The organism is Croceivirga sp. ABH4_376 (genome assembly GCF_056160685.1).
Window position 1 is genome coordinate 94,814 of record NZ_JBSWXQ010000002.1, and the last position, 14,977, is coordinate 109,790.

The 14,977-nt window shown below is 32.9% G+C and carries 13 protein-coding genes and 1 tRNA gene; 10 read left to right on the forward strand and 4 right to left on the reverse strand.

Annotated elements, in window-relative coordinates; translation table 11 throughout:
• Positions 1-7 precede the first annotated feature (7 nt).
• Entirely contained in the window at positions 8-2,014 is a 2,007-nt protein-coding gene (locus ACXAGS_RS04615; protein WP_474904953.1) for an ATP-binding protein, read from the reverse strand.
• 10 nt (positions 2,015-2,024) lie between these two features.
• Positions 2,025-4,016, reverse strand: a complete 1,992-nt coding sequence (locus ACXAGS_RS04620) for a tetratricopeptide repeat-containing sensor histidine kinase (protein WP_474904955.1) — start codon at positions 4,014-4,016, stop codon at positions 2,025-2,027.
• 109 nt (positions 4,017-4,125) lie between these two features.
• Here ACXAGS_RS04620 and ACXAGS_RS04625 point away from each other — a divergent pair.
• Positions 4,126-4,202 (forward strand) — tRNA-His (locus ACXAGS_RS04625).
• A gap of 51 nt (positions 4,203-4,253) precedes the next feature.
• Here the strand turns inward: ACXAGS_RS04625 and ACXAGS_RS04630 are convergent.
• Complete coding sequence (locus ACXAGS_RS04630) at positions 4,254-5,807, reverse strand: M28 family peptidase (protein WP_474904957.1); 1,554 nt, start codon at positions 5,805-5,807, stop codon at positions 4,254-4,256.
• A 224-nt stretch (positions 5,808-6,031) separates the two neighbouring features.
• Here ACXAGS_RS04630 and ACXAGS_RS04635 point away from each other — a divergent pair, with 224 nt between their 5' ends.
• Positions 6,032-6,898: a hypothetical protein gene (locus ACXAGS_RS04635; protein ID WP_474904959.1), complete on the forward strand. Its 867-nt coding sequence runs from the start codon at positions 6,032-6,034 to the stop codon at positions 6,896-6,898.
• On the opposite strand, the gene ACXAGS_RS04640 is transcribed toward ACXAGS_RS04635, so the two are convergent.
• Positions 6,888-7,526 (reverse strand): alpha/beta hydrolase, encoded by a 639-nt coding sequence (locus tag ACXAGS_RS04640; protein WP_474904960.1) that lies wholly within the window; start codon positions 7,524-7,526, stop codon positions 6,888-6,890. The genes ACXAGS_RS04635 and ACXAGS_RS04640 overlap by 11 nt on opposite strands.
• Before the next feature lie 52 nt (positions 7,527-7,578).
• On the opposite strand from ACXAGS_RS04640, the gene ACXAGS_RS04645 reads away from it, so the two are divergent.
• The 8 genes from ACXAGS_RS04645 (at position 7,579) to ACXAGS_RS04680 (ending at position 14,533) form a co-directional block, all read left to right on the forward strand.
• The gene (locus ACXAGS_RS04645) at positions 7,579-8,001 is read left to right on the forward strand and encodes a PaaI family thioesterase (RefSeq protein WP_474904962.1); all 423 of its coding nucleotides are present in this window, start codon (positions 7,579-7,581) and stop codon (positions 7,999-8,001) included.
• A 1-nt stretch (position 8,002) separates the two neighbouring features.
• Positions 8,003-9,037, forward strand: coding sequence for an isochorismate synthase (locus tag ACXAGS_RS04650; RefSeq protein WP_474904963.1), 1,035 nt, complete (start codon positions 8,003-8,005; stop codon positions 9,035-9,037).
• A 48-nt stretch (positions 9,038-9,085) separates the two neighbouring features.
• Positions 9,086-10,825 (forward strand): 2-succinyl-5-enolpyruvyl-6-hydroxy-3-cyclohexene-1-carboxylic-acid synthase, encoded by a 1,740-nt coding sequence (menD, locus tag ACXAGS_RS04655; protein WP_474904964.1) that lies wholly within the window; start codon positions 9,086-9,088, stop codon positions 10,823-10,825.
• A gap of 33 nt (positions 10,826-10,858) precedes the next feature.
• Positions 10,859-11,200 carry a DUF2853 family protein gene (locus ACXAGS_RS04660; RefSeq protein WP_010517227.1) on the forward strand — a complete coding sequence of 114 codons (342 nt, stop codon included), beginning with the start codon at positions 10,859-10,861 and terminating at the stop codon, positions 11,198-11,200.
• A 55-nt stretch (positions 11,201-11,255) separates the two neighbouring features.
• A complete protein-coding gene (locus ACXAGS_RS04665) occupies positions 11,256-12,095 on the forward strand; it encodes a CvfB family protein (protein WP_474904966.1) in 840 nt (279 codons plus the stop codon).
• 143 nt (positions 12,096-12,238) lie between these two features.
• A complete protein-coding gene (locus tag ACXAGS_RS04670; RefSeq protein ID WP_474904967.1) occupies positions 12,239-12,832 on the forward strand; it encodes an SPOR domain-containing protein in 594 nt (197 codons plus the stop codon).
• Positions 12,833-13,741 carry a 1,4-dihydroxy-2-naphthoate octaprenyltransferase gene (gene menA, locus ACXAGS_RS04675; protein WP_474904968.1) on the forward strand — a complete coding sequence of 303 codons (909 nt, stop codon included), beginning with the start codon at positions 12,833-12,835 and terminating at the stop codon, positions 13,739-13,741.
• Positions 13,742-13,774: 33 nt separating this feature from the next.
• A complete protein-coding gene (locus ACXAGS_RS04680; protein ID WP_474904970.1) occupies positions 13,775-14,533 on the forward strand; it encodes a LytR/AlgR family response regulator transcription factor in 759 nt (252 codons plus the stop codon).
• Positions 14,534-14,977 lie beyond the last annotated feature (444 nt).

A 14,977-nucleotide genomic window follows, 5' to 3' on the forward strand; every position in this document is an offset into this window, starting at 1 on the left:
ATTTTTACTAAATGGCGGGGAAGTTTATACTTATACAAGTTCCCTTATTTATTTTACTATCAATTGTATACTTGCTATTATTTAGCTCTAGTAAGGTTAGTACGGTTTTTAAGCCAATACCCGTACCTTTTTCAAGGTTGGTTCCAGGGTAGGTATTTACCATTTCAGTTTCACTAATTTCTTTTAAGGTGCTGGCGGAAATCCCTACACCGGTATCACAAATGGTAAACAAAACCCCAAATGTAGTTGCTTTAATTTTAAAGCTAATCTTACCAAAAGTGGGCGTAAATTTAAGAGCATTAGAAATAAGATTTTCTAGAACCACTACTATGTGTTCTTTATCAAAAAGTATGTAATGTCTGGCCAACTCGTATTCTAGTTCAATGTTCTTTTCTTCTATTTGATTTTTAAAATGACCAATACATTTAACTAAAGTCTCTTCTAAGTTAACTTCTTCGGGATTTGCTATGAGCTCACCAATTTGAGATTTTGCCCAATATTGCATGTTTTTAAGGGTAAAGCTACTGTGGTTTACCCCACCCTTAATTCTATCCAAAGTTTTTCTAAAATCTTCTTCTGAAATATAGTTAGACTGATAGAGTTCTATACTTTGCTGTAGCGTGTTTAGCGGTGAAGTTAAGTCGTGACCAATAATCGAAAAAATCTTTTGTTTTTCGTTTACTACGTTGTCCAACTTTTTGTTTTCTTCAATTTTTCTCTTGTGGTTCCAATAACCAAAAAATAATAAAAGCAGCAGACATAAAATGATAATACCAATTATTAACAAAGTGTTACTTTGTTCTTCCTCTTGCTGTGTTCTATTTTCTTCTATTACCTGTTTATCGTTTTCAAACTTACTAGTAGCTTCTAACAGTAATAATTTGGAATGCACATTGGTTTCTATTTGATTTTCAGATAGTTTTTGGTACAATTCTAAATGCGATAGAGCAGCTTTGGTATCATTTTCTTGTAATGCAATTTGATATAGTAGCTTTTCTCCAATAATTCTATTGGCGATGCTATTTGCTTTTTCTGCATATGTTATGGCGGTATTAGCTTGTTTTTTGGCTAAGGAAAGTTGGCTATTTGCGATTGCTAACCGGGATAATGCCAAATAATTTTCTGCTAGCAGTTCATTGTCTTCTAATTCTTTAGATAACCTATTACTTTTTTCAAGATAATCTGCAGCTTTTTCTAAACTATCTCTTTTTAAAGCTATATGGGCTTTGGTAATGTAATTGTAGCTTAACCAAGAATTGGCACCTAATTGCTTCATGGTTAAAGTTGCCGTATCCACAATTTTACTGGCTATTTCTAAGCTATCTATTTTTTCATAAAGTCTTGCCATATTAGTGTTTACCATTGCTTTGGTAAACTCTTGGCTGGGTTCATCTGCAAATTTTAATGCTTCCTTAAAATAAGGTAGGGCTACATCATTGTCTTCTAAAATACCAAAAATGGTACCAATATTCATATTAAAGAGAATAATCATTTCTTTATTTTTCTCCTTTTTAGCCAATTTGAGACCTTCTTGTGCGTGAGTGAAAGCTTTGGTATAGTTTTTTAATAAAAAATTGTTTAGGGCGATAGCATTGTAAATTTTTAAAAGTATAACGCTGTTGTTGGTTGTTTTGCCAAAGCGCAACGCTTTGGTCAATTCTGTTTCCGCTTCTATAAATTTACCAACTGTTGCAAAAGCAGTACCTTTATTTAGGTAAGACATGGCTTGCCCTAAAATGTTGTTAGATGCCCTACTTTTATCGCCTAACAATTCCGCATAAAAAAGTAAGCTATCATTGTTCTCTTGTATAAAAGTCCTAGCGTATTCATTCAAGGTAGTAATGTAAAGGGAGTCATTAGCGGTACTCTCTATACTATTTAACCTTATTCTAATACTATCTCTATACTTTTCTTGACCTATTAAAACTATAGAAGTAAAAAGACAAATAGCAAAAACAATTTTTCTCAATAATTCATTAGTAGAAATAGAAATTAAGTATTTAATTAAAAACATAGCGTTTAATCTATTTAGAATAGAATATAGCTTTAAAGGTACTTCCTTTTCCTAAGGAACTTTCTATAATTAGCTCGCCATTGTTTAATTTAATAAGTTCCTTGCATAAAGTTAGGCCAATACCTGTTCCTTTTTCACTGTCGGTTCCGTATGTAGATTCAACATATTCTCCTTTTAGTATTTCGTTGACTTTTTTATGGCTCATACCAGTTCCAGTATCAATCACTGTTAGTGTAAAGGCTTTTTTTGAAATTGAAACGTTTATGGTAATTGTTCCATTTTCTGGAGTAAACTTAATGGCATTGGTAAAGAGATTTCTAAAGATAATTTCAAAATGATTTTCATCTAAAAAAATCTCATCTTCTTTAACGAGTTGGTTTTCTAGAAGAACGGTAATTTTCTTTTCGGTTATTCTATTATTGAAACTGCTAATATATTTTTCAATTATTTGGGGTGGATAGAATTCTGTTGGTGTGGCTTTTAGACCTTCCATTTGGGTTCTAGACCAATACAGAAGGTTATTAAGTATTTGACCGCTATAATCTAGTTTTTGTTTTAACTCTGGGGCAAATTCCTTTATCTGTTTTTCGGTAATGGTATTAGAATTATACAAATTCATAAGTTGTTGTAGTGTTCCAATAGGGGATTTTAAATCGTGACCAATAATTGAAAATATCTTGGTTTTGTCATTATTGAGTTTTGCGAGTTTTAAGTTGGCCTTTTTTTGGTTAATATAATTTATACGTACTACGGCAAGGATTATTATTAATGTAATTACTAACAGTAAGAATATATAATTGAGGTTCTCCTTTTTTTGAATTCGGCCTGCGGTTTCTAAAGCTATAATCTCTTTTTCTTTTTCTAAATTATTTTGTGCCAGCAACAATTTTAGTTTGTTGGAGTTCTCTTGAATTTTTATAGAGTCTTGTAGTTTATTATAACTTTTGTAATAGGTATTGGCTTGTTTGTAGTCCTCTTTTTGTTCGTAAATCCTATAAAGTAATTTTTGGGTTTCAATAAGAGCTGAATGATAATTTTGTGCTTTTGCCCTTTCTTCAATTTTTAAAGCTTGTTCAAATGCTAAATTCGTATGGAAAGTATCATAATTTATTAGAGCATAAGCAAGAGCTATATCTATCTTAATTTTACTTTCGCCAAAGTCTTTGGTAAGGCTATCTGCAATTTGTATTTGATTTAATGCATCCTGTAGTTTTTTATCTTTTCTACAAATTTCAAAAAGCACTATTCTTGTTTTAGCCTCCCACAGGTCATTTTTTTGTTGTCTAAAGTACTTTTGTGCTTTAAATGCCAATTTTCTTGCAGGTTCAAGGCTATCTTTATTTGCATATAATTGACTCATAAAGTGCTGTATTTGTGCACGTTTATGGTTGTCTTTTTCTGTTAATAATTTAAGACTTTCGTTAAAAAATAGTAGAGCTTGGTCGGTATCTCCTATTTGGGAAAGAAGGGAGGCTGCATTTATAGCAAATAGCTTTTGCTTATCTTTTAGTTTATGTTTTGTGGCATATTCATACCCCTTTCTATTAATTTCAAAAACCTTATCAAATTCTTTGTTTCTAAAATAAGATGCTCCCTTAATATTTAAGGCATCTAGAAAAAGTTGATGAGAGTTTGTCTGTTGCGCAATTTTTAAGGCTACGTCTGCGTGCCTACGGCCCTCTTTAAATTTACCCAAAACTATAAGGGCTCTACCTGCCAATTCGTTTCCCTTGGCATTGCCAATGGCATAATTTGCCCTAGTACTTAGATTTATTAGCTTAATTCCCGCTTTATAGGCGCTATCAGGATACTGCTCTAACAGCCTATAATCATCTAAGTATTTTTGGTCTATGTATTTTGGCTCTAATTGAATTTCTTTTTTAAAAAATTCACTGTTTTCATTTTTACTTCCCTGTCCAAACAAATTATAGATAAAAAGCGTGTAAATAATGATTATGAGACCATATTTAGAATTTGATGTGATACTTTTTTTAAGTGTCATTTAGGTGTAATTACTTCAAGTTCAAATTAATAATTTTTTTTAGTGTAATTACCTGTAAATATTTTATAGATTTTTAAAAATTTAATTACCTTTGCATCCGCTTTAAATGGTGGTTGTAGCTCAGTTGGTTAGAGCGCCGGATTGTGGTTCCGGAGGTCGCCGGTTCGAACCCGGTCTTCCACCCCAAAAAAAAGCCCAACATATGTTGGGCTTTTTTGTTTTTCTAATCTAACTAGGTTATTCCGTTTTATCTACCACCAGGCGGTTTGGTCTATTGGCAATTTCCCAAGCAGTATAGAATACCAATTGAGTTCTATTTTGTAGTAAATCATAATTTATTTTATCAGGAGTATCACTTGGTCTATGATAATCCGCATGGGTGCCGTTAAAATAAAAGATTATAGGAATGTTGTTTTTAGCAAAATTATAATGGTCACTACGATAGTAAAAACGATTGGGGTCATTTTCATCATTATAAGTATAATCCAACTCTATCTGGGTATATTTTTTGTTAACGGCCTCAGATAAATCATGTAATTCCGTACTTAATTTATCGGAACCAATTAAATAAATATAATTTCTATCGCCAGTTCTTTTAGGGTCAATTCTGCCAATCATGTCAATATTTAAGTTGGCTACGGTATTTTCTAATGGTACCAATGGTTCATAATCTGTATAATATTTAGAACCTAGCAAACCTTTTTCTTCGCCTGTTACGTGTAAAAAGATAATAGAACGCTCTGGGCCTTCGCCTTTATCAGCAGCTGTTTTAAAAGCTTGTGCAAGTTCTAATAACGCAACCGTACCAGATCCATCATCATCTGCTCCGTTGTTTATGTCTCCATTTGCACTTATGCCTATATGGTCTAAGTGAGAAGATAAAACCAAATACTCATCTGGTTTGCTTTTACCCCTAATAATTGCCGCAATATTTTCAGAGTCTACGGCCTCATCTCCGCTATTAATGCGCAAATCTATTTTTGTGTTTATACTTTGCGGTTCAGCTATTGTTTCAATAGTAGGTAAAATACTTTTTGCAAGATTCGTATTAAGTAGAATCATGAAGTTATCGTTTTTAGCAGCTTTCAATTCCATTTTACCACTATTGTTGGTTTTCATGTAATTGAAGTATTGCTTAAAACGCGCATAATTACCAGGGTCATAATAAAGAATTCCAGAGGCACCATTTTTAACAGCAGCCTCTGTTCTTAAACCTATGGATTCTGACATATTGCTCCATTCTGATTTTTCTGCATTACCGGACAAAATATAATTGTCCTCAGAATTTTTGGGCTCACCAAACTTTACCAAAACTAACTTACCTTTTACATCAAGACCGGCATAATCAGAATATGTATCGGTATCTATGCCATACCCAACGTAAACTAAATCGTCACGGTTAAGTACTGCTTTGTCAAATGTTATAAAATCTTCACCTATTGCAAACTCTTTCTGATTTACAACAATACTACCAGTTGGTAATTTACTAACGGCTAGCGGTACTTTTTGTAAGTAGTCACCATCCGCCTTAAGCGCAGGAATGCCCATTTCTTTGTATTGCGATACCAAATAGGCTACAGCTTTCTTCTGACCAGGTTTACCAGTCTCACGACCTTCAAATTCGTCTGAAGCATAGGTGTACAAATGATTTTTTAATTCTTCTTCTGTTATTGTCTGAGCAATAGGCGACGGATCTTTTGCAAGGGTAGCCGTGGCTTTGTCTGTAACTGCTTGCTGAGAAGTATTACAAGCAAAGGCCAAAATGGAACTGGCCAAGAGTAGTTTTTTCATAAATAGTGTAATCCAAATTTTGGCTAAAATAGTTAAAACAGTTTTAGTAAACTGAATATCAAGTTGAACTGCATGTTTTTAATTTTAAAATGAATGGAAAAAAATATCTAATTAATCTGTTTATATTTTAGTTATGTAAGAATTGAATGTAATTTTGTTTTATGGTAAAATGTTATATGTTTTTTTATTTTCTCTTTGTTTCCATACTTGTTTCTTCTCAAGAATTGAAAACATTTACAATTAACGACTTTGACCTAAAGGGCAAGGTAAAAACATGTAGTATAATAACAGATTACGGCAAAGAAATTTTAGAGTTTAACCAAGAAGGTTTTCTTTTAAAGTCTACAACCGTTTACAACAATACGGATAGGGATGTAACGCTTTATAAGTTTGATCAATCTACACTTACAGAAGTAAGAAATGAAAGTTATAAAGAAAACAGGCTAGATACCGCTTCTTCACTGGCTTATTTGTACGAAAGGGATACTACAGAAAATTTAAAAATTATTGAACATATTATTTCTTACGATAAAGAGTTTTTTGAGACCCAAGAATATCTATATGACGAAGATGATAAACTTGTTAGGATTATTTCTTCTCATGAAAATGCCGTAGACGAAATAGTTTTTGAAAATACTACCTACAAAGGAGAAGAAACAATTACCAAGTTTGAAAATGGTATAATACAAAGTAGTACTAGAACCTCTTACAAACAAGGTACGGGAGGTAAAAAATTAAAAGTGGTTTTAGAAAAACAATTTGTGGATGGCGACCCAAAAACGGCTATTGAAACTGTACATGATTCCAACGGATTGTTAAAATCTGAAGTTCATTATATTTTCAACGAAAAAGCGGATCAGTTTACTGCTGCGGAGAGTCATTTATATTCGTATAACAAGGAAATGATTTTAGAAAAGGCAACCGTACGAAAAGGTAATTCTGTGGCTACCAAAGGGTTTATTTTTCAATTTGACAATCATGACCCTAAAAATTGGGTTAAAAAAATTACGACTCCAGATAATACCTATATTACTAGAAAAATAAGCTATTATGAGCCGGTTTTAGAGACAAAAGAAGAGATTAAGGGGTAGCAACAATTTGCATCCAATTCTTAGGTATTTCATGACCTCCAGGAAAAGTAATTACTTCAATTGGTTCAGGAAAAAGCGTGTTCATGAACTCTTTCTCTTTTGTAATTTTTTCAGCGGTAATAAACGGGTCGTTTATGCCATAAATAAATTTAATCTTAGTTTTTTTTAGATGTAGGTAATCCTTTGGCTCTAATTCTTTTGGTATACTACCGGCCATTAGAATTATTTCAGAGCATTCTACTTTACTATGGGCTAACCATCGTAATAATATAGAAACCCCTTGAGAAAAGGCAAAAAGGATAATATTTTTCTCTGTACCTATTTGTTCTTTACCCCAAACTGCGTCTAAATAATTATAATTGTTGTTTATTTCCCTTTGTGTATATTCTTTTGTTAGCCAGCTGGCCCCAACGTATTTGTAATCATCCTTTAGGTAATATTTAGAAGGAGCTTCAGGAGCAATCACGTAATTGGTTATTGAGTTTAATTTAGAAAAGTGCCTTATAAAATACCTGCTTAAATAACCTATACCATGAAAAACAAGCCAAACATTATTGGTGTTTTCGGTATTCCTATTCAACGTTTCATAATTATTGGTGCTGGTATAACTTACCACTTTTCTATCCATTGGGTTATTGGCGTTTTGTATTCTTAATACGTAATTTTACAAAAAAGATTTAATGGAAGCACACAAGGAAAAGATTTTAGCGGTATGTAATGAGGTATGCAAGGGTACTTTAATGGAAACTTTGGATATTGAATACGTAGATGTTGGCGAAAATTTTCTTGTTGCCAGAATGCCGGTAACGCCAAAAGTTTACCAACCTGATGGTGTTTTACATGGTGGGGCTTCTGTGGCCCTAGCGGAAAGCGTTGGAAGTGCGGCTTCTTATATATTTTTAGATGCCCAAAAGTTTATGATTCGTGGGTTAGAAATTAGTGCTAACCATACTAAAAGTGTTAGAGATGGTTTTGTTTACGCCAAAGCCGCTATGATTCATAAAGGTAGAACCACTCAGTTATGGGAAATAAAAATAACCAATGAAGAAGGGGTGTTGGTAAGCAACTGTAAACTAACAACTATTTCTTTGCCAAAAGGTTAATATGTGGAATAAGGTTACAGCGCTTTTAGAGAATAGGCTGCCTTTTGTATTCTATAGGTTACCAAATACAGAAGAACTTATTTTAATGGCCCAAAACGATAGAACGTTACATTTCTCTTTCAGTTTTAAGGATGAGGGTTTTTTATTTGCACCTTATGACAATAAAAAGAAAAAAGTTCTAGTAAAACCGGATACGATTTTAAAATTGAAGTCGAATTTAGACCCCTTTGCTAAAAAGGCTTCATCAGCCAAACCCATCTCTGATAATACAACAAAAGATAGGTACAAGAGTTTGGTGTCACATGCGGTTTCAGAAATTAAGAAGGGCAAACTAAATAAGGTTGTATTATCAAGGCCAATTACCGTTAATACGGAAAAATCGCATTCTTCCATATTTCAGCAACTTTTGTCTAATTATGAAAATGCATTTTGTTACTGGTTTTTTCATCCAGAAGTTGGTACGTGGATGGGTGCTACCCCGGAACGTTTGCTAGGTTTTACAAAAAACCAGTTAAAAACAACCGCTTTGGCAGGTACGCTACCGGTAGAAGAAGGTAGGGATCCTTCTTGGACCAAAAAGGAAATACAAGAACAAAAGATAGTTACTGAATTTATAGAAGCTTCGTTAAAGCCTTATTGTGAAAAATTAAGTGTTTCTGATACTAAAACTGTTAAGGCAGCCAACCTATGGCATTTAAAGACGAATATTGCTGCGGAAATAGACCACAAGGAAAAATTACCATTTGTTTTAGATAGTTTACATCCAACTCCCGCAGTTGGCGGATTACCAAAATCTTTAGCTCAAAGTTTTATTGCTACTAATGAAGGGTATAACCGGGAATATTATACCGGTTATTTGGGACCATTAAATTTGATAGAAGATAAATTGGATTTATTTGTAAACTTAAGATGCATGCAATTAAAAGATAACCTGGCAACCGTATATGTTGGTGGGGGTATAACCGAAAGTTCAATACCAGAAATGGAATGGGAAGAGACGGTAAACAAAAGCCTTACCATGTTAGCAGTTTTATAGCCTAACAAACTTGTTTAAGAACCACTGGCATTCGTATTTTTGTAATACATGAAAATATCAGAAATTCCGTCGGCTCAAGCTGTAGTACAAGCTTGCAAATTCTATGGCGTAAAAAATATTATAATCTCCCCGGGATCAAGAAACGCTCCTTTGATTTTGAGTTTTACCAATGATAGCTATTTTAACTGCTACAGTATTGTAGATGAACGTAGCGCTGCCTTTTTTGCTTTAGGTATGGCACAATATTTAAAGGAACCTGTTGCCGTGGTGTGCACATCTGGTAGTGCTTTGTTAAACTATTATCCTGCCATTGCAGAGGCGTTTTATAGCGAAATACCGTTATTGGTACTATCTGCGGATAGACCTCCTTATAAAATTGATGTGGGCGATGGCCAAACAATTAGACAAGATCATGTATATCATAGACATATTGGGTACACCGCCAATTTAAAAATAGATGTTAATCACGCTTTAGAAAGATTAGAGCGCTATGCACCTAAGCTGTTACAGGAAACCCAAACAAATGTAATGGCTTATAATAAAAAGGATTTAGAACAAGCTTTTTCTGTTTTATTACATGAAAAATTGCCTGTTCATATAAATATCCCTTTTGAGGAACCTTTGTATAACTATGCTAAAAAACCTATGGATGACGTAAACTTTGGTTCCGTATCAGAGGTCAAGCATAGTTCTTTTAACCTAGATGATTCTTTTATTAAAGAATGGCAAGGAGCAAAGCGTAAACTTGTTTTAGTTGGTGTAAACGCACCCAATTCCGTAGAACAAAGGTTTCTAGATATTTTAGGCAATGATAACAGTGTATTGGTTCTAACGGAGACCACCTCCAATTTGCATCATACAAATTTCATCTCAAGCATTGACAGCCTTATATTTCCTATTGAAAAATCAGGGCAGAAAGACCAATTATTTAAAAACCTGCAGCCAGAAATTCTATTAACCTTTGGTGGTTTAGTGGTTTCAAAAAAAATAAAAGCATTTTTAAGAAATTATCAGCCCAAAACCCATTGGCATGTGGGCGAAGGAAAAGCTAATGATACTTTTTTCGCCTTAAAACAACATTTTAAAACTAACGCCAATAATTTCTTGGCAATGTTGCTTCAAGAAAACCTGACAGTAGAAAGTAATTACTTTCCGTATTGGAATGCTAAAATGCAAAGGCATTTGGAAAAAAGACAAGCATATATTAACCAAATTCCATTTTCAGATTTCTTAGCATTTCATTACATAATTGAAGCTTTACCAAACGGTATTCAGGTGCACTTAAGTAACAGTTCTACGGTACGGTATGCACAGTTATTTTGTCTTAATCCTAGCAATCCAATTTATTGTAATAGGGGAACAAGTGGTATTGATGGCAGTACTTCTACAGCTGTTGGGGCCGCCGTTTTTTATGATTTGCCAACGCTATTAATCACTGGTGATTTAAGTTTCTTCTATGACAGCAATGCCTTTTGGAACAACTATGTAAAATCTAATTTTAAGGTAATAATGATAAACAATGGGGGAGGGGGTATTTTTAGGATACTACCAGGTTTTGATGAATCTGAAACCTTTTCCAAATATTTTGAGACGCAGCATAATTTAGATGCGAAGTATTTTTGTAAGCAATATGGTATCCATTACACTATGGCCGATAATAAAGAGAATTTGATAGTTTTATTGAAAGACTTTTTTAATCAAAATGAAGGACCGTCATTATTGGAGATTAAAACCCCAACTAACATTAATAACAAAATTTTGCTTGATTATTTCGATTTCATATCTTAGAAGCATATAAAACTTTAAATAGCACTAACAATCATGAGTAAAAGAGATGAATTAATTGAAAAGTATGCCGCAGACATTAAAGAGAAGTTTGGCGAAACTCCAGATATGGACTTACTTACCAAAGTGGCTATAGGCTTAGGACCGGCCATTTATAACTTAGATGCTTCTAAAGTTTCTGGTAGTGACGATAAGGAACTTGAGACGGTTAAAAAGAACTTTTTAATGAAAAAATTGGGCTTGGCAGATAGTCCAGAATTAATGGAAGCCATTAAGTCTGTAGTAACCAAATATGGTACTTCTGTAAAAAGCAAGCATAGGGCTGTTGTATACTATCAATTAGCAAAGCACTTTAAAAAAGAGTCTGTATACAATTAAGATTTTAATATATCAGAATTAAAACCGTGCTTTGTGCACGGTTTTTTGTTTTTATATGATTCATTTAGGAAATTACAATACATTAGAAGTTTTAAGAAGTACCTCTGTTGGGGTTTTTTTAGGAGATGGCGAGGGTACGGAAGTTTTATTGCCCAATAAATATGTTCCAGAGGGCATAGATTTAGGACAAGAAATAAAGGTTTTTTGTTATTTGGACCATATGGAAAGACCAATAGCAACAACGCTGGAGCCCTTTTTAATAAGAGATGGTTTTGCCAAGCTAAAGGTTATGGAGGTTAATGATTTTGGCGCTTTTGTAGATTGGGGATTAGAGAAACAGCTATTAGTGCCTTTTAGGCAACAACAGATTAAACTAGAAGCAGGAAGGTATTACGTTGTTCATTGTTATTTAGACGAAAAGTCTTTTAGGTTGGTAGGTAGTACAAAAATTGATAAGTTTTTAAACAATGACCAGTTAGAACTAGAACTTAACCAAGAAGTAGATTTAATGGTTTACAAAAAGACAGATTTGGGTTTATCTGTCATTATAAATCAAAAGCATCAGGGTTTGGTCTTTGCTAATGATGTATTTAAAAATGTAAGGGTAGGAGACCAGTTAAAGGGATATATCAAAAACATTAGACCAGATAATAAAATTGATGTCACATTCCAACCCATTGGAGTTGAGGCCCTAGATGTTAATGCAAACAAGGTACTGGAAATAGTTAAAGATGCTGGTGGCTATTTACCCTTGCATGATAAATCTGATCCCGAAGAAATAAAAGAGCGGATACAACTTAGTAAAAAAGCTTTTAAAAAGGCTATAGGTATTCTTTACAAAAGGAGAATGATATCTATTGAAGCGGAAGGAATAGCGCTAATTGCCGAGGATTAATTTTTTTGTGATTTTAACATACAATAACTAACTTTCTACGATTAGTTTTTAGGTGCCCCTAGAAAAAATTACATTTGTAACCTATTACGCTATAATTATTTAAAGTTTAAAATTAATTTTAATCTATAAATTCCCCTGATAATATGCCTTTTATTGAAGAAACGGATTTACTGGATTTACATAAGGATATAGAGAAGTCTCAAATTATTAATGAACGACTTTTAGACCAGATAAAGTTTAAGAATAAAGATTTAAGAAGAGTACGTATTCAGCGTAACGTACTGGTGGGTATTACAACCTTGTTTATTTTAGGAATAATTGGTTTAACCTCATTTTCTGTTGGTGTTAATACCTCTAACAACCAACAAAACAATCTTTTGGTTTCTATTGATAGTTTAGATGCCATAAAAACAAGAATAGATAATCTTAAAGAGCAGAACCAAGAATTAAGTTTAGTAAAAGAATTTTATCTAGCTAAACAATTTTTAGAGAAAGAAAAAATATATTCTGTGCAAGTAAAATCATTTGTAGAGAATAATGTAACACTAACATCAGATGCTTTAACCAATACGCTATTTGTTAAAACCAATCCTTTTTATGCCTATTCCTTGGGCACTTTTGAAACCTTGGAAGAGGCGCAAAAATTTAGAAAACAACTGGTGAACATAGGTTTTGAAGATGCCTTTGTGGCTTCTTACAAAGACGGTGAGCGTTTACAAATAGAAGACCCATTTTAATTGACTAAGATTAAAGCGTGGTTTAGCGCGGCTCGTTTAAGAACTTTGCCTTTGTCCGTTTCGGGGATTATAGTTGGGGCTGCCGTAGCAAATTTTCAAGGGTATAGCAAGCCATCAATTTTTTGGCTATGCATATTAATTACCGTTTTGTTTCAAGTTATTTCCAATTTTGCAAACGATTATGGTGATGGTGTTAAAGGAACGGATAACGAAGAAAGAATAGGCCCTGCTAGAGCCTTGCAAAGTGGTTTGCTAACTGCTAAAGAATTAAAATTAGGAATAATAATACTGTCTGTTATAGCTTTTATAGCAACCTTAATTTTAATTCTTAGCGTATTCTCCAAAGAAGAACTGCCTTTTATTGTTTTATTTATTGTGCTGGGTTTGGCTTCAATATGGGCGGCTATTAAATATACCGTAGGTAAATCGGCATACGGTTATAATGGGTTGGGCGATTTTTTCGTCTTTTTGTTTTTTGGCTTGTTGGCTGTTTTAGGCACCTATTTTTTATTAACAAAGCAGTTTAATCTATTATTATTTTTACCGGCAACAGCTGTTGGTCTCTTGTGCGTTGCGGTACTAAACTTAAATAATTTAAGAGATATACAATCAGATACAAAGGCAGGGAAGAACACTTTGATAGTAAAAATAGGTTTTGATACGGGTAAAAAATACCATGTTATTTTAATCTGTTTTAGCCTTGTAGCTTTACTGGTTTACTTTAGCCTTGTTGGGTGGACCGCTGCATTTATAATTTGTTTGTTGCCCTATGTTGTTTTGGGCTTTCATGTAATAAAGGTTGTTAAAAACAAAGAACCTAAACTGTTAGATCCAGAGCTTAAAATAGTGGCCTTGAGCACTTTTTTATTAGCATTGTTAATTTATTTTTCGCTAAATTATTTTTTGTAATTTTGATGTTAAATTTTTCTAAAGCCTTATAATTTGGAACACGCTATTAAAATACTTATTGTTGAGGACAATGTTATTATAGCAGATGATATGCAATCTATGTTAGAAGAGATTGGGTATGAAGTTGTAGATAATGTTATTGTTTATGAACAAGCAGTAGAAGTTTTAAAAAATAATCATGTTGATTTAGTATTAATCGATATTATTTTAGCATCAGACAAAACGGGTATTGATTTAGGAAAACACATTAGAAAAAACTACAATATTCCTTTCATCTTTGTTACTTCAAACTCAGATAAAGCAACCGTAGAGAACGCAAAAACGGTAAAGCCAGATGGTTATTTGGTTAAACCTTTTGAGCAGCAAGATTTATATACTTCCATAGAAATAGCGCTATCCAATTTTAATTATGCGCAAAAGGTTAATGAAAAATCTAATCTAGATACAAAAGCAGGAGAGAGCTTTACATCCAATTCGGTTTTAAAAGATTCCATTTTTGTTAAAAAGCAACATCTTTATTACCGTATACAGTTCAGCGACATACAATTTATTAAGGCAGACAATGTCTATTTAGAAGTAAATACGGTTGATAAAAAATTCTTGGTTCGCTCTCCATTAAAAGACTATTTGGAGAAATTGCCCAAGAACAAATTTTTTAGGGCGCATAAATCTTACATTGTAAATGTTGATCACATAGATGCTATAAACTCTAAAGACATAATGATAAACAATAACTTAATTCCTATTTCAAAAGAATTTAAAGAATTTATTATTTCGTCAATGAATTCTTAAGCTATCAATTCTTATAAAATTTTAAAAGCACCTTATAACAGGGTGCTTTTTTTTGTTCAACATTGTAATTAACCTTATAGGCAACAGCATTTATTACTTACACAACAATAATTGTTGGCCGTGTTTATTTCCATTTACATTTACAGTGTAATTCCTTGATAGGGTTATTCAAAAGCAAAACAAAATTTTTTCATTTTCATATAGTGTTCTCGTAAAAAAGCCTTGTTCTCCGGAACAGGGCTTTTTTCATTTTATACCATTTAACATTTAAAATCCCGATGAAATACACAGTCTTTTTAACGGAAAACTATTTCACAACAGAATAGGTTCCTTTCACAACAAAATAAAAAAGGCAGTACCATAATAGCCTACTTTTGATACTGTTCTTAAAGAACACCCAAATCTTATCTTTGAATGTAAACCGAAATGGTTAAGACTGTGCAT